This window comes from Singulisphaera photorubra (assembly GCF_045290345.1).
GTDB lineage: Bacteria > Planctomycetota > Planctomycetia > Isosphaerales > Isosphaeraceae > Singulisphaera.
In genome coordinates, this window is the sequence record NZ_CP155447.1 from 6,200,201 (window position 1) to 6,223,680 (window position 23,480).

The 23,480-nt window shown below is 63.3% G+C and carries 14 protein-coding genes; 11 read left to right on the forward strand and 3 right to left on the reverse strand.

What is annotated here, in order from left to right; translation table 11 throughout:
- Window positions 1–3: 3 nt before the first annotated feature.
- Complete coding sequence (locus V5E97_RS23370) at window positions 4–1,428, reverse strand: RNA polymerase sigma factor (RefSeq protein WP_406693954.1); 1,425 nt, start codon at window positions 1,426–1,428, stop codon at window positions 4–6.
- Window positions 1,429–2,541: 1,113 nt separating this feature from the next.
- Here V5E97_RS23370 and V5E97_RS23375 point away from each other — a divergent pair.
- The 6 genes from V5E97_RS23375 (at window position 2,542) to V5E97_RS23400 (ending at window position 9,705) form a co-directional block, all read left to right on the forward strand.
- Window positions 2,542–3,246, forward strand: coding sequence for an ABC transporter ATP-binding protein (locus tag V5E97_RS23375; protein ID WP_406693956.1), 705 nt, complete (start codon window positions 2,542–2,544; stop codon window positions 3,244–3,246).
- 45 nt (window positions 3,247–3,291) lie between these two features.
- Window positions 3,292–4,707 (forward strand): ABC transporter permease, encoded by a 1,416-nt coding sequence (locus tag V5E97_RS23380; RefSeq protein ID WP_406693957.1) that lies wholly within the window; start codon window positions 3,292–3,294, stop codon window positions 4,705–4,707.
- Between the two features lie 42 nt (window positions 4,708–4,749).
- Window positions 4,750–6,141, forward strand: a complete 1,392-nt coding sequence (locus tag V5E97_RS23385) for an ABC transporter permease (protein ID WP_406693958.1) — start codon at window positions 4,750–4,752, stop codon at window positions 6,139–6,141.
- A 35-nt stretch (window positions 6,142–6,176) separates the two neighbouring features.
- Entirely contained in the window at window positions 6,177–7,334 is a 1,158-nt protein-coding gene (locus tag V5E97_RS23390; RefSeq protein ID WP_406693959.1) for a tetratricopeptide repeat protein, read from the forward strand.
- 278 nt (window positions 7,335–7,612) lie between these two features.
- Window positions 7,613–8,434 (forward strand): DUF4198 domain-containing protein, encoded by an 822-nt coding sequence (locus V5E97_RS23395; protein WP_406693960.1) that lies wholly within the window; start codon window positions 7,613–7,615, stop codon window positions 8,432–8,434.
- 266 nt (window positions 8,435–8,700) lie between these two features.
- On the forward strand, window positions 8,701–9,705 hold the full coding sequence (locus V5E97_RS23400) for a DUF1559 domain-containing protein (RefSeq protein ID WP_406693961.1): 1,005 nt from the start codon (window positions 8,701–8,703) through the stop codon (window positions 9,703–9,705).
- A 163-nt stretch (window positions 9,706–9,868) separates the two neighbouring features.
- Here the strand turns inward: V5E97_RS23400 and V5E97_RS23405 are convergent, their stop codons facing one another.
- On the reverse strand, window positions 9,869–10,456 hold the full coding sequence (locus V5E97_RS23405; protein ID WP_406693963.1) for a hypothetical protein: 588 nt from the start codon (window positions 10,454–10,456) through the stop codon (window positions 9,869–9,871).
- A gap of 542 nt (window positions 10,457–10,998) precedes the next feature.
- On the opposite strand from V5E97_RS23405, the gene V5E97_RS23410 reads away from it, so the two are divergent.
- Window positions 10,999–11,379: a hypothetical protein gene (locus V5E97_RS23410; protein ID WP_406693964.1), complete on the forward strand. Its 381-nt coding sequence runs from the start codon at window positions 10,999–11,001 to the stop codon at window positions 11,377–11,379.
- A gap of 576 nt (window positions 11,380–11,955) precedes the next feature.
- Window positions 11,956–12,384 carry a transposase gene (locus V5E97_RS23415; RefSeq protein ID WP_406693965.1) on the forward strand — a complete coding sequence of 143 codons (429 nt, stop codon included), beginning with the start codon at window positions 11,956–11,958 and terminating at the stop codon, window positions 12,382–12,384.
- 53 nt (window positions 12,385–12,437) lie between these two features.
- On the opposite strand, the gene V5E97_RS23420 is transcribed toward V5E97_RS23415, so the two are convergent.
- On the reverse strand, window positions 12,438–15,032 hold the full coding sequence (locus V5E97_RS23420; protein WP_406693966.1) for a PPC domain-containing protein: 2,595 nt from the start codon (window positions 15,030–15,032) through the stop codon (window positions 12,438–12,440).
- Window positions 15,033–15,617: 585 nt separating this feature from the next.
- On the opposite strand from V5E97_RS23420, the gene V5E97_RS23425 reads away from it, so the two are divergent.
- The 3 genes from V5E97_RS23425 (at window position 15,618) to V5E97_RS23435 (ending at window position 23,342) form a co-directional block, all read left to right on the forward strand.
- A complete protein-coding gene (locus tag V5E97_RS23425) occupies window positions 15,618–15,896 on the forward strand; it encodes a hypothetical protein (protein WP_406693967.1) in 279 nt (92 codons plus the stop codon).
- 732 nt (window positions 15,897–16,628) lie between these two features.
- Complete coding sequence (locus tag V5E97_RS23430; protein ID WP_406693968.1) at window positions 16,629–21,596, forward strand: golvesin C-terminal-like domain-containing protein; 4,968 nt, start codon at window positions 16,629–16,631, stop codon at window positions 21,594–21,596.
- A gap of 399 nt (window positions 21,597–21,995) precedes the next feature.
- Entirely contained in the window at window positions 21,996–23,342 is a 1,347-nt protein-coding gene (locus V5E97_RS23435) for a 3-keto-disaccharide hydrolase (protein ID WP_406693969.1), read from the forward strand.
- Window positions 23,343–23,480 lie beyond the last annotated feature (138 nt).

The following is a 23,480-nucleotide window of genomic DNA, read 5'->3' on the forward strand; positions in this document are numbered from 1 at the left end:
GGCCTACTTCAGTCCCAGCCGTCGCCTCACTTGCTTAATACGGATCTCAACCTCCTGGAATTCGGCCTCCTGGACCGCGATCTCCATGTTCGATTGGGCCTCCTCAGAGCGGGATGACTTCTGTGAGTGGAGATGTTGCGCCCAGATTGACCGGACCTTCGTCAAATTCAACTCGGCCAGCTTCACGCGACGGCGCCCTTCCAATCGCTCCAACTCATCTTCCAGGTCCTCTTTCGATGCGTCGAGCCTCGCCTGAATGATATCCAATTCGAGACGGACCTCTTCAACCACGGATGCAGGAACCGTCGCCGCCCTGAAAAGCCTCTCCTTCTCTTGCAGAAGGTGTTTCGCATGTGCGAGGCGCACCTGGAGTTCCTGGTGGGAAACACCTTTCTCCTTGAAGTCGTCAAGACCTCCAGAATCAGACGCGTCGGCCGCGGCGAGAATCACTCTCTCCGCCTTCTTTTGCGGCTTTGTATTCGTCACCGAGGTGAGGTCGACGATCCGTGATCCCTCAAGCGACGATGCGGACCGCCAGGAATCGCTCCAGGACGGACGGGCGACGACGATCGTCCCAACCGCAACGGTCCCAACCGCTAACGCGGCCGCCACAGCCAACTTTAACCTGGACAAGAACATGGCTTTCCGCACTCCTTCCGCCAACGTAATAACCGACGACGAGACAACCTCGAGCATCGCCTTGCCCGACGTCAATCGAAGGGCCGCATGGACCACCGTCGCTTCCAACGCGATCGGGACCGTGGGCAAAATCGACATTGCCTCCGCGGAAGAGGCCACAGCCGCCGACGATCCCAGTGAGGTGAGGCCACGGCGCACTAACCGAATACGCAGTCGTTCCCGCGCCTGGCCTAGTCGAGTTTTGACGGTCCCGACCGGCCAGCCGAGTTGGTGTGCAGCTTCCTCGCAAGTGCGGCCCTCCAGGTAGCAGAGGACAACCGCGGCGCGGAGCCGATCCGGGAGCCGGGCAAGCTCCTCGTGTACCACTTGGCTTGAGTCATCGTCCTCACCGCTGAGCGATTCTTGCTTCATGCCAGCCACTCGACCCTCGTGTGTCCGCCGCCGAGCCGCGACGAACCGCATCTCGGACGACACGCGCAGGGCAACACCGTAGAGCCAACTGCCCACCGAGTTGCGCTGGCGGATCGATCGGGCCTTGCCGGCAAGGACGAGGAACGTGGCCTGGAAGGCATCTTCAGCGTCGTGCGTGTCGCGGAGAACCCCTCGACAGACACGAAGCACCGTCGGGCCGTGACGATGCACCAACGCCGCGAATGCCCGCTCGGCGTCCTCATCGGACTGAGTCGTGAACCGCTCCAATAACTGCCCGTCCGAAAGCCCCGCGCCTGTCCCAGTGTGGAAGAGCGTGTGGATCTGCCGACCAACTTCACCGTGTTGCCCTTGTCTCACGACCTGGCCCTCATTGTATTGAACAGTCCCCTATGGTGGGTCGAGACACCCGAGCGGATTTGAGAATCTGCGTCGCCTGCAAATTTTCCTGCGGGAGATCGTGGTTTGCCGGCGAAACTCAAAGGGGCCAGACGCATTCTTGACGCCAGCCTGAGAATTTGGGTCATCCGGATCCGGGCGACGGCGACACGATGCAATGCCCTGTGACGAGGAATCGAGTCAAGATTCGATCGGATCGGCTCTCCTCTCTATTACTCGCAAGTGCACATCCATTCCTCAACACGATTCAGTGATCCGCCTGCCAGCGGTTGACGGGCCGTCAGCCTTTCCCATTATCAAGTTCCGGCAAACGCCTGACTTTCTTTAGGTTGCGAGTGCCCAAGGGGAAAAACCCTTGGGCGTTGGGCAATATCCAGGAACAGCCGCCATCGAAACGAGATGACATTATCACAATAATATTATCAAACATCAACTTCCCAGGTCGTTCACGTTCAACGACCCAATATAGGGCCAGAAAGCCTCCCGCTACTCGTTCCCACGGTCCCCCGTGGGAATGAAGTCTTGGACGCTCTGCGTCCTCTGCTTTCGCAGGGCCAAACGACGCGGAGCGTCGGGGACGGCATTCCCACGGGGGACCGTGGGAACGAGGGTATTCCTCGCTCTATGGCGGGTCGTTGTTTACGTTACGATCAAAGGGTTGGCCGACGACCCATCCGTACTTCAGGAAACTGTCACATACTTGGAGCTCCGACGCCACGTCAAGGATCGCTGCAATGGAATGAGCTTCGCCAACGTCGACGTTCCGGCCAAAGGTCCCCCTCTTTCATAACACTCACGACTTACAAAAAAAGGGAGACGATCGACCCTTGCAACCGGGTTGGCGGCCGTCTATCATCACCTCTTGGCCAGTATTACGATTTTCGCAATCGTAACCCAAGTGTTTGACCGCGTAGCCTCGGAGGCAAACTCGTCGGGTGACACCGACCTCTTCGCCCGAGGCACGCCCTAAACCCGAGAACGGGTCAATGTGCCGACGATTCAAGGCGATCGTTTAGCCGCCCCTGGCAAAACCATCCTGTTCGCAACAGCCCCCCTGATGGAGTTGCCCCGCCCATGCTCGAAGCCCGGTCGCTCACGAAGTCGTACAACGGGTTCACAGCCCTGGATTCGCTCGACCTCTCGGTGCAGGCGGGCGAAATCTTCTGCTTGCTGGGGGCCAACGGCGCCGGCAAGACGACGACGATCAACCTCTTTCTGAACTTCATCGCACCGACCTCGGGAACCGTCACAATCCGGGGGCTCGACGTGGTCGCCCACCCCTTGGAAACCAAGAAGCACGTCGCCTACATCCCCGAAACGGTGATGCTCTATAAGAATCTTTCGGGGCTCGAGAACCTGTCGTACTTCGCGGCGCTGGCTGGTCACGATGAGTATTCACCGACCGAGTTGCGCGAGTTCCTCCGCCAGTCCGGCCTCCCCGAAGAGGCGGCCGAGCGTCGGGTCGGGACGTACTCGAAGGGGATGCGGCAGAAGGTCGGGATCGCGATCGCCCTGGCGAAACACGCTGAGTCGCTCTTGCTCGACGAGCCGACGTCAGGGCTCGACCCGAAAGCCTCCAACGAGTTCGCCAACCTGCTCCGCACGCTGCGAGACCGGGGCGTGGCCGTCTTGATGGCCACGCACGACCTGTTCCACGCCAAAGAGACCGGCACGCGGGTCGGGATCATGAAGCGAGGACGAATGGTCGCCAGCCTGGAAACCGACGAGGTCGGGCATGCCGACCTCGAACGCATCTACCTGGAACACATGCACGATTGATGTCCGTTCAACATCAATCGGTACGGGCTCGCGGGGTGGCCATTCATGATCCTTCGCATTGCGCGCAAAGAATTCTGCGACCTGATTCGCGACGGCCGGTTCCGCTGGTCGGCGGCGATCGTCACCGTGCTGCTGGTGGCCGCGACGGCCGTGGGCTGGCGCAGTTGGCGCGAGCTCCGCGACGAGCACGACCGGGCTCAGGCCGAGGCCCGCGAGCATTTCGACAACCAGGAGGAGAAGAACCCGCACGCCGCGGCGCACTACGGGCTCTATGTCTTCAAGCCCAAGCCGCCGCTCGCGTTCGTCGACCCAGGGGTCGACCCCTACACCGGCGTCTCGGTCCACCTCGAGGCCCATCGCCGCAATGAGGTGGGCAACCGGCCGGCCCGCGACGCGACCGCGTTGCAGCGGTTCGGCGAGCTCACCGCGGCATCGGTGCTTCAAATGCTCATGCCGCTCTTGATCATCTTCCTCGCATTTCCGGCCATCGCGGGCGAGCGTGAGCAAGGGACGCTCCGGCAGTTGATGAGCCTCGGTGTCCGGCCGCGGACGCTCATCGCCGGCAAGGCGTTGGGGCTGACGGTGGCCCTGGGCTTGATCGCCGCGCCTGTCGTGGCCTTGGGCGTAGCCGTGGTCGTCATGGGCGGACCAGAGGCGGCACGGACCTGGCCGCACTCGCTGGCTCTCTTTCTGGGATACGCGTTTTACCTGGGCATCTTCCTCGCCGTCTCGCTCCTGGTCTCGGCGCTGGCCAGTTCCTCACGTGTCGCCCTGATCGTGCTCTTGAGCTTCTGGATCGTCAACGCGATGGTCGCCCCTCGTCTGGCGACCGACCTGGCGCGTCGCGCGGTTCCGACGCCCTCAGCGCTCCAGTTCGCCGACGCGATCCGCCGCGACATCAAGGCAGGCGTCGACGGCCACGACCCGGAAGACGCGCGGATCGAACGGCTCAAGCAGGACACCTTGAAAAAGTACAACGTCGAGACCGTGGAAGACCTGCCGATCAACTTTCAAGGGATCGCCTTGCAAGCGGGCGAGGAGTACGGCAACTCCGTTTTCGATCGCCACTATGGGGCCCTCTGGAAGGCATTCGAGGGGCAGGACTCGTTGCGGAAAGCCCTCGGCTTCGTGTTCCCGACCCTGGCGATCCGTGAGTTGTCGATGGCTCTGGCCGGAACGGACAACGCCCGGTCTCGCGACTTCGCCGACTCGGCCGAGTCCTATCGCCGCGAGTTGGTCCGGGCTTTGAACGTCGATCTGGAACGCAACGGGGCCGACCTGGGCTTCATGTATCAGGCAGGGCCCGAGCTCTGGCGCAGTATGCCGGAATTCCAGTATCAGCCGCCGGGGCTCCGGCCCACGCTCGCGCGGCAGAAACTCGCCTGGCTGTCGTTGCTGTTGTGGCTGATCGTGGCCACCGGACTCGTTCGCCGATCGGCCCGGACTCTGCGGGTCGACTGAATCCTTCCTAAGCAAGGTCCCGCAATGCTCCTCAGAAGAATCATGCGGCACGAGGTCCGGCTGCTGGCGGTGGACCGGACGCTCCTGGCCGTCGCGATCCTCCTCGCGGTGGTCGTCGGCTACGGCGTCTTCAACGGCGTCACCTGGGCCGCCTTCCAGCGTGCGACCCTGGAGGCGGCAGATCGCGAAGAGTCCGCTCGCTTCAACGACCTGGAAACGCGCCTGGGCTCGCCAGGCGCCGGGCCGGGCGTTCCAGCCGACCATGTCGGCTTGTCGCTCGGGGCTCGCTACGCCGCCATGCCGCCGGGGCCGCTGGCCTCGCTCGTGATTGGCCAGAGCGACCTCTACCCGTACTACGCGCTGGTGACGACGGCGAACCGCCAGTCAGCCCTCGCCCATGATGAGATCGAGAATCCAACCCACCTGATGTCAGGGCGGTTCGACCTCGGGTTTGTCGTGGTCGTCCTCTACCCACTCGTGATCCTGGCCCTTGGGTATAACCTGCTCTCGGGCGAGAAAGAGCAAGGGACGCTGGTCATCGTGCTCTCCCAGCCCGTGGGCCGAGGAACGCTCGTCCTGGGCAAGGTGCTGGCGCGTGGGCTCGCCGTGGTCGGCCTGGCGGTGGCGATCTCGCTCGGGGGATACCTTTTGGCCGGCGGTCCGACCACGGGCGACGGCCTGATCCGGCTGGCCCTCTGGCTCGCCGTGGTCGTCGCCTACGGCGCTTTCTGGTTCGCGTTGGCCGTGGCGATCAATGCGCTCGGACGAAGCTCGGCGACCAACGCGCTGGCGCTGGCCGGCACCTGGTTCTTGCTGGTCGCGGTCGTACCGGCCATGGCATCGCTGCTCGTTCGAGTCACCTACCCGGTGCCGTCTCGGATCGAGTTGATCCAGGCCGTGCGCGAGGCCTCCGACCAGGCAAAAGCCGACGGCCCCAAGCTGAACGCCCGGTTCCTCGAAGCCCACCCCGAGCTTGCCCGCGGACAGGCCGAGGCGAGCGAGTTCGCCATCCAGTCGCTGGCCGTCCAGGAGGCGTCCGAGGCGGGGGCCGCCGCGGTCTTGAACCGCTTCGAAACGCAGTTGGGCCATCAGCAGAGGCTCGTCGACCGGCTCCGATTCCTCTCGCCGGCGATCGCCACTCTGGAGGCGTTGCAGGACGTGGCAGGCACGGGCTCAGCGCGATACACCCACTTTGCGGCGCAGGTCGATCAATTTCACGGCGGCTGGCGCGACTATTTCCGCCCCAAGATCCTGGCGGGCGACCTGATCCGCCGCGATGACCTGGCGCGGATCCCGACCTTCTCCTTCCGCGAGGAGCCGCTTGGGGCAGTCGCCGCCCGCGCCTCGATCGGCCTGGCGGGACTCTTGCTCCCCACCCTGGTCGTCGGCTCGCTCGGCCTCACCGCAATGCGCCGCTATCCGGTCGTCGGCTAAGTAAGAAAACTCCGCTTTCCCATGGGCAGAACTCAATGACCATTCCACGCAAAGGCACCCGTCTCGCGTTCATCATCGTTCTGGCAATGATCGCGTTCGCCCCCCCCTGCCCGGCGGCCGTCGAGTCCGAAGCGTCGGCGCGCGAGGCGGCAAAATTGATCGACGCGGGGCGATATCGCGAGGCCCTCAGCCTCCTCGAAAAAGAGGGCTCGAAGGCCGCGAATGATCCCGAGACCCAGACCTTGCTGGCACGTGCCTATCTGGGCACCGGCCGCTACCGCGAGGCCGAGACGACCCTCACCAAGTCGGGCGTGAGTGCGGCCAAGGCCGACCCGGTCAGGCTCCAGCTTCTCGCCCGCTCATTGGAGACGCAAGGCGACCTCGACCGGGCCCTCCAAATCATGACCGAGGCCGTCGAGGCGAAACAGAAGTCGGTCCCTTCGACGGAGACGGTCGAGGGGGCCAACGCCCTGGCGGAGTACCGGACGCGGCTGGGCGAGCTTGCCTTCCGGGCCGGCCTGCTCGACCTGGCAAAAGAGCAGTTCCAGAAGGGGGTTTCGCTGGTGAACCAGGCTCACGCGAAGCTGCACGAACAGGGAATCCCCCACGACGAGACCGACCCACGGATGTTCGCCGCCGGGGCAACCGCGGGCCTGGCGCGGGTCTACACGGCGAAGGGGGAAAACGCTCGGGCCGAGCGGACCTGGCGGGGTGTCGCCGCCCGCGCAGACGACCCGGCCGCCGTGGCCAGCCTCGCCGCCTTCTCCCTGGCCAAGAACGACCCGCAAGCGGCCCGCCGCCAGTTCGACCGAGCCTTGCGACTGTCCGAGAACAAGCCGGCCCACCGCCGCGCCCGGGCCCTGATCCTCATCCACCGCGACGAATCGTCCGCCGAGGCCCTCACTCTGGCCGAGGCGGCCTACAACGACGGCCCCGATGTCTACGCCCGCGACACGCTCGCCTGGGTCCTCCACCGCCGCGGCGAAAATGCCCGCGCCTCGGAGATCCTCAGCCCCGCACTCGAGGTCGGAATCCGCGACCCGTTGGTGCTCTACCATGCCGGCGCAATCGCTCAGGCGCTCGGCAAAAAAGAGGACGCGAAGCGACTCCTTGCGCTGGCCCTCAAGATCAATCCCGCCTTCGATCCGATCGCGGCGCGGGACGCGCGGCAGGCCCTCGATCGACTGCGTTGAGTCCCCCTCTCACTTAGAGTCTGTCCCAGAAGGTGAATCCCACGGGAGCTTTTGAATGATCTGCTGGGTGCCATGCGGTTCCGTACTCGGAACCCATGCGGGAATGCCTTGGCCTGGCGCGCACGGGTTCCGAGTACGGAACCCGTGGCACCCAAACGGCCTTCAATTTTCGGTTTCCCTGAACTTACGAGACAGACTCTTACTTTTTTTTCAGATTCGCCGGACGAGTTGCCTCGTCCGGCCTCGCCTTTCCCCTCTGCCCAGAACCGAGGACTTTCATGAATTCCATCAAGCGTCCCCTGCTGCTCTCTCTGGGACTGGTCCTGGCTACCGCCCTCGCCACCCAGGCCCACACCTTACGGGTGCTCGTCAATCGCCCCGTGGTGGAGCAAGGCAAGAAGGGAACGGTCTACTTGAGCTACGGGCACCTCTTGCCGGTCGACGAGTTGATCGACGCCGAGGCCCTGGCCCTCCTTCAACTCCACACCCCGACCGGCTCGGTCAAGCCGTTGGCAATGACCGGCAAGTCACTCCACGCCAACGAGGTCATCTTCGACGAACCGGGCCTCTACCAAGCGGCGACGGCGCGTAAACCCCTGATCTATTGCACCTATACCGACGCGTCGGGGAAGCCAGCTTTCGCCAGGGTCCCCAAGAGCGAGTTCAAGCTGCCCGAGGGAGGCAAGTTCGTCCTGGGCGCGAAAGGGCACCAGTACTCGAAGGCGTTGATCCTCTGCGGCGAAACTTCGAGCCAGGCACCTGCGCCGCTCGGTCACACACTGGAGATCGTGGTCGAAAGCCAGCCGGGCAAGCAAGGCTACTCGGCCGACGCGCCGGTCAAGGCCCGCGTCCTGTTCCAAGGAAAGCCGCTCGCCGGCGTGAAAGTCGACGCGGCCAGCACCACCCTGAGCCCCGACGGACTCCCGGAGACCGCGGCGGAGACCGACTCCGAGGGACGAGTCACGCTCGAACTGCCCGAGCCTGGCACCTGGATCTTGAACGTGACGTACAAACGAGACTCCGCGCCGGCCGACCGACAAGCCTTCGATATCGAGTCGTACGTGGCGACCTTCGCCATCCCGATCGCCGAGGATAAGTAACCCAGGCGATCGCCCTGGAGGATTCAAGTCGAGCGAGAACGGTGTGGGATAGGGAGTCGACGCGCGCCCCCAAGGCTAACGGGAGCGTCCACTCCCTTGTCCCGTTGATTTCGCATTGCAAAGGGTAGGCAAACGCGGAGCTCATACGGCCCACTCGCCTCAAGAACGGTGGAAAACGTTCCGGCCACTTGCCAAACCCTCAATCGCGCGGTATTACGATTATGAAAATCTTCACACTTCCCCTTTAGGTGAAGGATCAAAGTCGTATGCGTCGCCGTGGATTCACACTCATCGAGCTTCTGGTCGTGATCGCGATCATTGCGATCTTGATCGCCCTGCTCTTACCGGCCGTACAGGCAGCGCGTGAGGCGGCCCGCCGTTCCCAGTGCGTGAACAACCTCAAGCAGTTAGGGATCGCGCTCCACAATTATCACGATACGATGGGGCGGTTCCCCTTCGGCGCCATTGTCGCACCCGCCAACAACTACTGGGTCCTCCGCGGTGCCGGTGGCGAACACTACCGCTACTCGGTCCTGGCCATGCTCTCGCCGTTCCTGGAGCAGACCCAGATCTACAACGCCCTGAACTTCGACTTCCCCGTCTTCGATGAGGTGGGAGCCGCCACCTTGCCCAACACGACGGTCTTCGACCTGAAGGTGGCTTTGTTCCTTTGCCCCAGCGACTTGGGCCAGACGGTGCAGCCAGGGTTCGCCCCGGGCAACTACATGGGCTGCGCCGGCGACGGTCAGAACAACGGCGGATCAGCCCTCTGGGGTAATCCCAACGGCACCTTTTTCTACAACTCGTCGGTCACCTTAGCTCATATCAGTGACGGTTCGAGCCAGACCAGCCTGCTGAGCGAGAGCGTGCTTGGCCCCGGCGGCTTCGACATCCCCAAGCCCGGCTCACCCACGCCGATCAACGTTCAGACCGAGATTCCCTTCACCCCGATCACGAACTTCCTACCGCTGACCACTGGCGAATGTCAGTCCCCGACCCGTTACTCCGGCTGGCGAAACCGGGGCTGGATCCAGGGCGACATGCGAAACATGCTCTACACCCATTACATCACGCCCAACAGCAAGACTTACGACTGCCTCCGGGGCAGCGACTACGGCTGGAAGACGGCCAGGAGCCGGCACCCCGGCGGCGTCAACACCTTGCTCGGCGACGGCAGCGTCAAGTTCGTCAAGGATTCAATCAACCCCCTCGCCTGGCGTGCCTTGGGGACCCGCTCGGGCGGCGAAATCATCTCGGCGGACGCACTCTGAGCCTGCTCTCACCGGATTTGTCCCCTGCCCTCGTAGTCGCAATTGCCCCGCCCGGATTCGGGTTGGTGATCCTGGAGCGACTCTTCAGTTCCGCTCGAGGGCTTCCACCCGTTACTCTCACAGGTTTCATCCTGGGCTTGACTCGCATGCACATTCCATAATTTCATGCATTCGATAGGCCAGGGTCAGTGGTGCGGTATTTGTCGTCCAGGATGCATTCCACTCCTCGATGACGCAGCGATCGACAAAGGGTGTTTAGGACGCTGTCGTTGTCGGACCAGCCGACAAAGTATTTCCCTTCCCTGAGCGCTTGCGCCGCCAGCGGCAACGCATAAACCGGTTCCTCGTGATTGCGAATGCTGCCTTCGAGGTAGTGGTTCCACTCGCCGGGCGATGACGGATTGCCGGCGAAGACGAGGTCGAAGCCCGATAGCCACTTTCTGAAGCGCAGGCCCAGCGCATGTAATGCGGGCCATCCCCGGCGCAAGGACGTGGGCAGGAAGTGGGCCTCGCCGGTCGTCCACAGGACTCCGCGCCTACGCGAGGGCCGGAATAGGCTGACCAGCGGCGATCGCCTGGCGTCGATCCCCGAGCCATCGGGCATCTGAGCCAAGGGTCCCATACCGCGGAAGTAGAGGAGGTGGCCGTACGGCTTCTCGGTGACTTCAGGTGGGTCGGGCTGGCGGAGGAACCAGTCGAGTGCGGCGTCGACCTCGTCGCCAGTCGCGAGGAAACGATACGTAGTCCTCATCAGCATGATCGAGTGTTGCTGACGTTTGGATTGAACGATTCGGCATGAAATCAAGCGGCTTCCAGCCCAATATACGAACACTAGAATTTGCATTCATTGAAGCAAATTTGCCAAAATCAGCCCTAAGACACAATCCGCCATAGGGTTACGCTTGTCTTTATGGCATTCCTCTCCGTCCCCTTTTCTCGGGCTGTGCGATAGCGCAAGTAAAGAATCAGCAAAGAACGGTCTGGAAGGTTCAGTGACTCAGACTCCCTCCTCCTCGAAATTCGCGATGGATCCGAAATGTTCATGAAGGATTTCACCGGCATTCTTCGGAAGGGCAGTCGGTGGCCATGCACCTAAAATAGGGAAACCAGGCGATTTGAGCAGGCTGCCAAGACTCGCGAACAGAATTGCAGTTTTACTAAATCCCCCCAAATCTCCCAATTAAAGTACATGGCCACTGATGGTCCTTTATTGTCCCCCGTGCGACCCTAACAAAAACCCAAGCTTGATGATGCGTTAATCATCCTGCCACTTCATTCAAGGGTAGTTTGATCATGGCTAGAGTTCCCTTCCAAGGCAAGCTAGCAGACCTCTTCGCCTCGGACAAATCGGTCATCCTTAAGGTGCTTGCAGGAGCGTTCGTTGGCGCATTCCTCTTCCGCGGGGTACTTTTAGGACGCGGGGGGGACGCCCCTCCTTTCAGTACGACCGCGAAGGTTATGATCCTCGCCGGGGCAGCGATCACCGGGGCACTTGTCGTGGTCGGACTCTTGCTCAGAGATGTCGTAGTCCGTCGGACTCAACAGGGGCAACGCGTCAATCCCTTCCTCCTCGCTTATTTCGGACAAGTGAACGGTTGCCTAATGCTCATTCTTTGGTCCTTCTCGATTATCGTTGCGACGTTCATCGTGACGATAGCGACCGCAACCCTTTGATTGAGCGATCTCACCCCTTTCCGTTGTTTCCTTTGAGGTCGATGGCCACGTAGCGACAGAGGGTAAGGAGACAAGCGGGGAGGAGCCAATCGCACGGGAACCCGGTAACCAGACACCTACAGCGGTTGGTGTTCGGCTGGCGCACGGAAAAAGGGGACAGGCACCCGGCCGCTACGTGGAACAGACTGTGCCAAGGGACCCGCGGGCCGGGAGCCAGTCCCCTTTTTCCTTCGTCGTACGCAACCCGTTGGTAAACCGCTGTAGGCAAGGCAAAGCAGGGAATCTGGACACCGGAAAAATGGGGATGGAGGGAATAGTGACGTGGCTGGAGCCCTCGACTACAATCGAGTCATGCCACGGACCGCTCGCGCCTCAGTCGGCGGGATGATTTACCACGTCTTGAATCGCGGTAACCGGCGTGCAGCAGTCTTCCACAAGGTTGCCGACTACGACACCTTCGTAAAGGCGATGCCCGCTGTCGCCTCCCTGTCGGCCTCTTTGGCTACTGCCTGATGCCGAACCATTTCCACCTGGTCCTGCGCCCCCCCCCAGAGCGACGGCGATCTCGGGCGGTGAATGCGGTGGTTGCTCACCTCGCACGCGCAGCGATACCATCGCCATTACAAGACCACCGGGCATGTCTGGCAGGGACGGTACAAGGCGTTCCCCGTCCAGGACGACGACCACCTCGCGACCGTGCTCCGCTATGTCGAGCGGAACCCCCTCGGCGCCGAGTTGGTTGCGCGTGCCGAGCACTGGAAGTGGTCGAGTCTGCCGGGTTGGCTCGCGGGCGACCCGTGCCTGTGGCGTGGCGACCTGTCGCTCCGCGAACCGGCGTGGGTCGATCGAGTGAACGTACCTCTCTCAGTAGGCGAGTTGCAGAGGCTGCGGGAATCGATGGCCCGCGAACGCCCTTTCGGTGGCGAGGCGTGGACCTGCCAAACGGCGCAATCGCTTGGGTTGGAGTCGAGCATTCGAAACCGAGGACGGCCACGGAAACAGTGAATTCGCTTCGTCCCCTTTTCTCGGGCCCGACACCGACATCGCCCTGGGATTGCTCACTCGTTTACCGACGATGCGTCGGCGCCTGAAACCCCGTTCGTCTTCGCGGCCTTGGTCCGTTCCTTGCTTTCTAGGCGGAGCTTTTCAAGGCGACTGAGCGGCTTCTCTGGGACGGCCTTGGCGATAGCGACGGGCTTGCCGCCCGATGATGCCGCGCCCTTCTTTTGCGGCAGCGGGGCGTCGACCCGCAAGCGGCCGGTGCCGAGGTTGTGCACGATCGGCTCGCCGTCCTTGATCACGACGACCTGGCAGATCAGTCCCTTCGTCTCGCCGGCGGGCGAGCCCGGCTCGGTCTTCACGTGGAAGACGGCCTCGGTGCTGTCTTTGGTGATCATGACCGGCTCGCTCGTGACCTTATTGGGCAGGCCCACGAGCGTCGCCTTCGCCTCACCGGCGAAGTCCACCGCCTTGTCGACCTTCACCGCGAGGTCAACAGCCTTGCCCTGCTCGACGCTCACCGCGGCGAACTTGAACGTGAGGAACTGCGGCGCGACGGTCAGCTTCGCGAATGGCGAGGAGACCGTGAGCCGTCCCGCACCCCGGCCCCTGCGTTCGCCGTTGCGGGGAGCTGGTCCGGTGGGAGTCTCGGTGTAGGTGCCGTTGACCACGACCCTCCAGGTCGTCAACTCGGCCCCAGCGCCCGCGTTGATCGGGATCAGGGCCTCGTCTTGCTTCTCGGCGATCACGACTCCCCCCTTGGAGGAGATCCCCGGCGGGTTCCACGGGAGCGCGACGGCGATGGGTGCGGTGAATCCGGGCTTGCGCCGGGCGACTACCTTCAGGTCCATCGTGCCGCCGCGGACGATCGGCACCTTGGGTTCGACGATCTCGATCGTGAACGGGGCTTCCTCGGTCACCGCCACGGCGAGCGAATCGACCGTGCGGGTCCAGAACGGGACATTATTCTGGCCCAGGACAAGCTCCGCGGTCGACGTGAACTCGCTGGGGATTTCGCCCTTGCTGGAATCAGCCGGCTTGCCCATGACCTTCGCGAGCGTGCCGGCCACCGGGGCGTCGGCCTCGGCCGAGAACAGGACCGGCACGACCGAGTTTCCCGCCGTCATCGTGTCGGCCTCGAACCTCACTCCGGCGGGGAGGCCCGAGGCCGCCAGCGTCAGAGCGCCGCCGAAATCGACGCGTCTGGCGTTGATCAGGATCGCCTGGCGATTTCCGCGAGGGACGGCCACGGCCATCGTCCCAGTCCCGCGACGGGGCGCCTCGCTCGGCGTGCTGACGGTCAGCCGAGGAGCGACCGCGCTGAGCTCGACCCGGTAGGCGTAGTCGGCTCCCCCCTTCTTCAGGTGGTCTCGCACCGAGACGACATATTCGCCGTCCGCGGGTGCGTTGAACCGGACCGAGCTATCGGGCCCGCCGCTGTCGTCGTTCGAAGCGACCTGGCCGCCCCCCCGCTTGTGGATCGACAGTACGGAGTCAAGCGGCGAGCGGAGCTGCCGGGCGAACACGCGGACGTCGTACGACTGGCCTTTCTTCGCCTTGAAGGCGTAAAGGTCGACATCGCCGGCCGAGCCGATCACGCCGTTGAGCGCCACGGGCGGGGTAAACGGCGTGGCCGTCGCGTGCGAGTCGTTCGGCTCGGCCTCCATCGTGTTGCCGAACGAGCTGAGCCGGAACGCGTTGGGGTAGGGCGCGGTTCCCCGAGCATCGTGGGCGACCAGCCCGAAGTTGCGGTCGAACCGTTCGGGGAGCGTCAGGCTCGTCGTCGTCTCGCCGAGCACGTCGCCGATCCAGCGCACCGTCACTTCCTTGCCCACCTCGCCCCCGGCGGGCATCGTCGCCGTAGGGCGGGGGAAGTTGCCAACGTGCAGCCGGTAGAGGCAGTTCGCGTTCCCCGCATAGGCGCTCTCGCGCGCCGCGATGATGTAGGTGTCGTCCTCGGGGGCGATGACCGAGACGAACCCGTCCTGCCAGATCAGGGCCGAGTCGTCGCTCGATCCGAGTTCGAACCGCCTGGAGTTCATGATCGCCACGAAGGGGTCGAACAGCGTCAGGCCCAGGCGGATGCCTTCGACCTCCACCGTGAGCCGGTCCCCCTTCTTGGCCTTCACCGCGTAGTAGTCGATGTCTTCGTTGTCAGCGATGCCGTTGACGGTGACGTTCATGGCGATCGGCTGGGGCTTGGCGAAGTCGTTGTTGGGCTCGACCTCGGCCACGGATTCGAACACGCCGACGCTGAAGGTCTTCAACGGGCTCACCCCGGTCGCCGTGCGGAGCCGGAAGTCGTGCAGGCCCAACGCGGCCTCGCGGTCGATCGCGAAGGTCGCCGTGACCGAGCCGTCCTGGGCCGCCTGGATGTTCCTGGCGATGACCCCCGGCTGGTAGAAGAGGATCTCCCTGGCGTCTGCCAGGCGCTGGCCCGTGAAGGTCACGACGACCTCCGTGCCCCGCTGGCCGCCTACCGGGTTGATGCCGCGGATTGTCGGGCTCACGGCCCAGGCCGGTGCGGCCGACATCATCAGCACGATCAAGGCGAGGAAGGTCGATTTCATAGTGTAGGCGTGGATGGAGGGCCTGGGCCTTGGGCAGAGCATGGTGGCCGTGGTAGTTTCGTCCGTCCCAACGCTGAACAACATGTATTGAACAGCGATCCACCGAATTCGTCCAGGGGAAAGCGTCGACCTCGGCCGGATTAGTCGCCGCCCCACGGGACCAATCGATCTGGTCCGCCTCTGGGAGTTCTTGTTGGAGAAGGAGGTGATGGAATTGGTCCCAAATCCCCGCCTCGTGCCAGGCTTATGTGATAGCGTTTGCAGGTCTTACCACTGCCCCCCCAGCCCAGTTCCGCGGGCAAGTCCTCCCAGTTGATGCCTGAAGAATACAGGGAGAACTCACTGCAGATCCGATGCACAACACTCATTTTTTCCTTTGCCTCCTAGAACCGGCGCCCCCCCACGGACGTGGTGTCACGAATTCGAATCACGGAGCCTCGCCCACTTCCATTCGACGCGATACTCTCTCGTTTGCCACGTGCATGTAACCTCTTCCTCGTCCACGGGTGGGGCTCAACCTTGAAGATCATCAAATCTGGGATCATCGCAGGCATCGTCATATTGCTAATTGGCGCAGTTTTTCACCTGGTAATTACGCAATACTTTCGCGCGGTCTCGGATGCCTACCACAACAGAGCGTTGTTCCGTCCCTGGGGGAGTTGGACTCGGGTGTATATGGTGATCCACCCGTTGCTGTTCGGGTTCCTTTTCGCGGGCGCCTACCACCTGCTCGTTGCCCCCGACCGCGTGAATGACCTCCTGCGAGGCATGCGAGGTGGGATTCTCTATGGGATGGGCGTGTTCCTGGTCGGAAGCCTGCCGATCTTCGCCCTGATCAACGCGTCGTTCTGGGTGCCACCCCAGGTCCTTGCGTCGTGGATTGTTCAGAACGCATTCCAATATCTTACGGCCGGTGCAGTCATGGGACACTGGCTTGATCGCCGCTAGCGTTGAACCATACCCACATAATCGAATTCCAACTCGAACCAAGTGCTCATGGAGTTCTGGGCTCCCGACGCGGGGCACTAGCGATCAGAAGTTCGTCGAGCGCCCCCAGGCAGACCTCGTCCTTCGATGGGAGCGAGCCTCGAGCGAAGCCGACCCTACGGCCCCGACGCGTGGGTCAAGCAGAAGGCGAGCGAGTTGAGCCTGGAGCACACCCTTCGTCCGGAGGGCCGACCGCTAAAAGTCCGAAAACCTGAGTCGTGGACAGAAAACGAGCTGCGTCCCCGTTTCATCCCTCCAGGTTTCGTGGTGGGCGTACTTCGATGCTCACCACGGGCACGACTGCGCGGGCCGAGAACCCATTCTTCCTATCGTCATCCAAGACTATCTTAACTCAAGTCAATTTCTTAAATCGTCACCTACTACACTTATTTCAAACAAACGAGAAGCTCGCGACCCGCTGAAAAAGCAAGATCCACCATGCATCCACCCACTCATCAACCATTGATTCGTCGCATGAAACCACTTGCGAATCCCTCAAGGCGATCGTAAAGTCGGGAGGAGCGAGGCGGAATGGTCCAGGGTGGATCATTGAGGCTCACCGCGCCAGGGCGGACGAACCATTGAGAAGGATTCCAACCCGGGGAGCGGCAATTAAAGCCGCATCCAGCCGGCCCTAATGCTGCTTCTCAATCCCATCAGCCCTATTCTCATTCTCTTAGCTAAAGGTCGCACATGACGCACCAGGAAAAAGGCTCGCGGCGGCAGGTGGAGAAGCGAATAAGGCGAACCGACGCCGCCAGGAAATCGCGGTGGCTCGTGCGTCGCCGCGAGTTGACGGTGGAGGGGTTGGAAGAGCGCTGCTTACTCGCGGTGATCACAGTCACTGTAACCCCCGACTTCAATACGCGGGATACCGGCCTATCCCTGCGTGAGGCGATCCAGATCTCTAACGGCACCCTGGCCATCTCCGCCCTCAACGCCGCGGAGCAGGCCCTGGTCAGCGGAACGCTCACCAGCCCGAACACGATCGCCTTCAACATACCAGGGTCAGGGGTGCGGACCATCGCCACGAGCGAGCAACTGCCGACGATCACCAGCCCGGTGATCATCGATGGCTACACTCAGCCCGGTTCCCAGTCCAATACCTCGCCGGTCAGAATCAACGCCCTTCCGATGGTTCAGATCCTCATTGGGACCCCCGGGCCCATGTACCCCGGCCTCACGATCGCCGCGGACGACTGCACGGTGCAGGGGCTGGTCGTCAACCGGTTCTCCACCCTGGTGCGCGTGCAGGGGAGCCGCAACATCATCCGAGGCAACTTCCTCGGCACTGACCCCGCGGGACTCTCCAATCAGCTCGATCCCAGCAACCCGAGTGCCAACAGCATCGGCCTGTCCGTGACTGGCACGTCGAATCTTATCGGCGGAACGACGCCAGCGGCCCGCAACCTGATCTCGGGAAACCAGAACGGCGACCTCAGTGTGACCGGCAATGGTAACGTCGTTCAGGGGAACTTCATCGGCCCCGACATCACCGGAAACGCGAAACCGGCACGGATGCGCGCGAGCTCCGGGCTGGCGGTATCTGTCGATGGTAGCGGCAACGTGATCGGAGGGACTACTCCGGGAGCGGGAAATGTCATCTCCACCGCGACCGTTCTGGTGCAGGTCACCGGCACCGGCCACCGCGTCGAGGGAAACCTCATTGGCTTCGACCCCGCCGGCACCACGCCAATCGGCGTGAGCCGAGTCGGCGTGAGCCTCACGAATGGGGCCATCAATAACACGATCGGTGGGACCGCCGAGATCGCAAGGAACTTGATTTCCGCCCGGGGCGAAACCGTCTCGATCGCGGGCATCCTCATCGATGGCGGCACCACGACTGGGAACGCTGTCAAAGGCAACACCATCCGCGACAGCACCGCGGGCATCTGGATCAGGAACGGCGCCAACAACAACACCATCGGCGGTTCCGAGCCGGGCGCGGGCAACTTCATCTTTGGCAATGGTCGGGGCGGCATCGTGCTCAGCGCGGGCCAGGACCAGTTTGAGCTGCCGACCACCACGGGCGTCGATCCGACGGGCAATACGATCCGCGGCAACGCGATCATCGGGAACACCGTCCCAGGAGCCCCCACTCCCACACCCGCCGTCGGCATCGACCTTTACGGTGGCTCTCAGTCCCTCGACCGGCGCACCGAGAATTCACCGGGCGGACCGCATGTCGGCCCAAACCTCTTGCAAAACTATCCCGTCCTCCAAACCGCAATCGCCATAGGCGGGGTAACCACCATCACGGGCATCCTCAACAGCACGCCGAACGCTTCCTTCACGCTCGACTTTTACAGGCTCCCCGCAAGTAGTGGGCAAGCACCCGTCTACACCGGAATGCTCACGGGGGTGACCACCAACGCGGCCGGCAATGCCTCCTTTTCCTTCCCCGTCGCCGGCATCTTCGGCGGCCAGACCGTCTACGCCACCGCGACGGACTCAGCCGGCAACACCTCCGAGTACTCCCTCTCGGTCCCGGTCTCCGGAGAGAGCTTGGCTTCGACCACGTCGCTCACCTCGTCGGTCAATCCGTCGAGATCCGGCGACACAACCCGCGTCACCGCCATCGTCGCCAGCCTATCGGGCAGCGGCACGCCGACCGGGTCGGTGATCTTCTCCATCGACGGCGTCCCGCAAACTCCCGTCCCGCTGGCTCTGGTCAACGGCAAAAGTCAGGCGACGCTGTACTGCTGGCCCGATCCTGGCAATCGCCTGATCACCGCCGTCTATCACGGCGACTCGTTCTTCACGGGTAGCGAGGCAACACCCCTGACCCAGACGGTCACCACCAACATTGCACTCGACCCCTTGCCGGCAACCACCCAGGTCGGAACGCCGGTGACGCTCATCGCACGGGTCACCCATGACGACGGCGTCACTCCGCTGGCCGGCGCCCTGGTTGCCTTCAACGTTGTCTCCGGCCCCGACGTCGGCCTCAGGGGAGAAGCGGCCACAGATTCCGCTGGTCTGGCCACCTTCAGCTTCTTCGCAAGCAATTCCCCAGGCGAGGACACCATTCAGGCCACATATCAATATGTTAACCCACCAAACTTCAGGTTCCAAGCCTCGAACTTCGTCTCGACGCGGTTACAAAAGGTTCCAAACCTCTCCTGGGTCCCGCCAGCGCCAATCCGCTATGGCACACCGCTGACAAGCGCCCAGTACAACGTGAAGTCCGACGTGGACGGCTCGTTCACCTACTCCCCGGCCCTTGGCACGGTCCTTCGCGCCGGATCCGGACAGTTTCTCACGGCCACGTTCACGCCCAACAACACCTACGTTTACGCCTCAAGGTCGATCACCACGCCGATCAACGTGCTCAAGGGCATCCCCGAACTAGGCTGGGGCCGGCCCGCGGCGATCGATTACGGCACGCCCCTGAGCGCAACCCAGCTCAACGCGAGTGCCAACGTCCCCGGCAGCTTCGTCTACTCGCCAGCCGCGGGGACGGTCCTGACTCCCGGCCAGCAAGGCCTCTCCGCCACGTTCGTGCCGGCCAACACCGCCGACTACGACTCGCTGTCAATCCACACGGCCATCATCATCAAGATCTCACTCCCCGCGATGGTCGATGACGGCGCCGGGACCAGCCAGACGGGGCCGTGGGCCGAGGCGGCCATCGGCGGCGCCAGCGGATCGGTCCGCTACGCAGAGGCGGGCACCGGCTCGAGCACGATCACCTGGCCCCTGGCGGGGTTAGTCCAAGGCACTTACGACGTCCAGGTCACCTGGATGGCCGGCACCAACCGCGCCAGCAACGCCCCCTACCGGATCTACGACGGGAACACGCTACGCAAAACCGTGCGCGTCGATCAACGCAACGCGCCGGTCGGCGCGACCGTCGGCGGCGTGACCTTTCAGAGCCTTGGCGTCGTCACCGTGAACAGCGGAACGATCCGCGTCGCGCTTGCCAACGACGCCGACAATCACGTCATCGCCGACGCCATCCGCATCACCAGCTCGATTGCCGTCCCGGTGCTGCTCGACGACGACGACAGCGCAGTCACGATCCAAGCTGGGCCTTGGGTCGAGGCCGCGGGCGGCGGCTACGGCGACTCGGTCCGATACGCCGCGGCCGGCGACGGATCGACCGCATTCCAATGGCTACAGTCGGGCCTGGCCCCCAACTCGTACGACGTCCAGGTCACCTGGATGGCCGGCGGCAACCGCGCCAGCAACGCCCCTTATCGCATCTACGACGGAAACACGCTACTCAAAACCGTACGCGTCGACCAGCGCAACGCGCCCCTCGGCACGACCGTCGGCGGCGTCATCTTCCAAAGCCTCGGCGTCGTCGCCGTCAACAGTGGGACGATCCGCATCGAACTGGCCAACGACGCCGACAACTACATCATCGCAGACGCCGCCCGCGTGATCGCTCCGGTCGCCCTCCCCACGGTTTTCGACGACGAGGGGGAGGCGACGAGCCAGGCGGGGCCGTGGGTCAATGTCGCGGGCGGCGGCTACGACGGCTCGTACCGCTATGCCGAGGCCGGCGATGGATCGACCGCATTCCACTGGCCACAGTTGGGACTGATCCCGGGCTCGTACGACGTCCAGGTCACCTGGGTGGCCGGCGGCAACCGCGCCAGCAACGCCCCTTACCGAATCTACGACGGAAACACACTACTCAAAACCGTACGCGTCGATCAACGCATCGCCCCCACCGGCACGACCGTCGGCGGTGTCGTCTTCCAAAGCCTCGGCTTCGTCGTCGTCAACAGTGGGGCGATCCGCATCGAGTTGGCCAACGACGCCGACAACTACATCATCGCCGACGCCGTCCGCGTGGCTGCTCCGGTCGCCCTCCCCACGGTTCTCGACGACGAGGGGGAGGCGACGAGCCAGGCGGGGCCGTGGGTCAATGTCGCGGGCGGCGGTTACGGCGACTCGGCCCGATACGCCGAGGCCGGCGACGGATCGACCGTCTTCCAATGGCTACAGTCGAGCCTGCCCCCCAATTCGTACGACGTCCAGGTCACCTGGGCGGCCGGCGGCAACCGCGCCAGCAACGCCCCTTATCGAATCTACGACGGAAACACGCTACTCAAAACCGTACGCATCGACCAACGCATCGCGCCCGTCGGCACAACAGTCGGCGGCGTCGTCTTCCAAAGCCTCGGCACTGTCACCGTCAACAGCGGGATGCTCCGCGTCGAGCTGGCCAACGACGCCAACGGCTTCATCATCGCCGACGCCGTCCGGATCTCCACCGCCGGGTCCCTGCTCGCCGAGCCGGGACCCGGTCCGCTGGTCCAGGAGGCACTGCTCACCACCACCGACTTACCCACGCTCGTCGACGCAGCCCTCGCTCGATGGCAAGCCGCGGGTGTCGATGCAACCCGGATCCAGGCCCTCCGCGACACCTCGATCCGCATCACCGACCTCTCCGGCGATGAACTCGCATTCGCCAACGGTGATGGCATCACCCTCGACAGCGACGCCGCCGGTTACGGCTGGTTCATCGACTCCACTCCCGACGACGACGGCGAGTTCACCAACCAGAACGGCGTGCCCACTCCACAAGGAATCGACCTCCTCACCGTACTCGAGCATGAGTTCGGCCATCTTCTGGGACGACGCCACGTCGACGACGGACAAGGTTTGATGGCCCGGCGTCTGCGACCCGGCGTCAGGTGGACCGTTTAAGGCGGCGGAGGTCGCCTCTCCCGTCCACTCCGAACGTGAAAGAACTCGAGTCACCCGGACAAGCCAGCGTCCGGGTGACTTTTGAACGGCCAGGCCAAGGCAATTCAGAGGAATCGCCTTGGCCTTCCTGGCAGTCGCTCCAGGGCTGGAAAAGTTGGTTGGCGGGACCTTCCTGACGCAGCGATCGGCGCGCGTTACAATCGCCCTCCCGAATTGGCCTGATTCCTAGAAACCGGAGCCAAGCGGCCGGAGCTCTCGATCTAACACCGCCGAAGGCCACGAGTTCCGGCTCTCACGAGCCGAACGCCCCCAGGGCTTCCGGATCGCGTCCCCCGATCGATGCCCCGGTCAGCTCGCTCCGGTCTCGATCCCTACCACCCGAGGCTTTTGGATTCTCCCATGAAGTTCCGACCCACTGCTCTCCTCCCCTTGGCGGCCTGCGTCGCCACGCTTCTCACCGCGCCCAGCCCGGCGCGGGCCGCGGAAGAGTTCAACGTCCCCCCCAAGGGATTCACGGCCCTGTTCAACGGCAAAGACCTCGAAGGCTGGCACGGGATGCCTCACTTCGACCCGCGCAAGCTCGCCGCCATGAGCGAGGAAGAGCGGACGAAGCAGATCGCCACCTGGACCGAGGACGCCAAGAAGCATTGGAGCGTCGATGGAGCCGACCTCGTCAACGACGGCCATGGGGCCTATCTGACCACCGATAAGGACTATGGCGACTTCGAGTTGCTGATCGACTACAAGACCGTCCCCAAGGCGGACAGCGGGATCTACCTCCGCGGAACCCCGCAGGTCCAGATCTGGGACAACACCCCGGAAGGCCCCAGCAGCAAAATCGGCGGCCTGAAGGGGTCGGGCGGACTCTTCAATAACAGCAACGACGCGCCTGGCCGCGACCCGCTCGTCGTCGCCGACAAGCCGTTCGGCGAGTGGAACCACTTCCGGATCATCCTGGTCGGCGCCCGGATCACGATCTACCTCAACGACAAGCTCGTCGTCGACCACGCCCAGATGGAAAACTACTGGGACCGCAAGTCGCCCCTGTTCGCCAGTGGTCCGATCCAACTTCAGACCCACGGTGGCGAGATCCGCTGGCGGAACATCTTCCTTCGGGAAATCCCGGCCACCGAGGCCAACGCATTCCTCTCCGAGCGTGGCAACAAAGGCTACACCGCCATCTTCGACGGCAAGACGCTCGAAGGCTGGGCCGGGCCGGTGAATAACTACGAAGTCGTCGATGGCGCCATCCGCTGCAAGCCGCACAAGGGCGGTGTGCTCTTCCACAAGGATGAACTCACCGACTTCGCCGCTCGCGTCCAGTTCCGCCTGCCCGCCGGTGGCAACAACGGCCTGGCAATCCGCTACCCAGGGACCAACGAATCGGACAATGCCGCTTATGCTGGCATGTGCGAACTTCAAGTGCTCGACGACTCGGCCGACAAGTACGCCAAGCTCGATCCCCGGCAGTACCACGGCTCGATCTACGGCATCGTACCGGCCAAGCGTGGCTATCTCCGGCCCGTCGGCGAGTGGAATTTCCAGGAAGTCACGGTCAAAGGGCCCAAGATCAAGGTCGAGTTGAACGGGACCGTGATCGTGGATGCCGACGTGAGCCAGGTGAACGAGTACATGGCCAACTCCCCTCACCCCGGCAAGAACCGCACCTCAGGCCACTTCGGCTTCGCCGGACACAACGAGCCGGTTGAGTTCCGCGCCATCGAGATCAAGCCGCTGAAGGATTGATTGATCGATTGAGCGCCACGGAAAACGGGTGAATCCTCTGACACGTCAAGAAGGATTCACTCGTGGGCGCGTCTCCATTCGGGGAGGCTGGGGTCCGAAAACGGCCCCAGCCGCCTCCAAATCTTCCGCAGCTCTCCG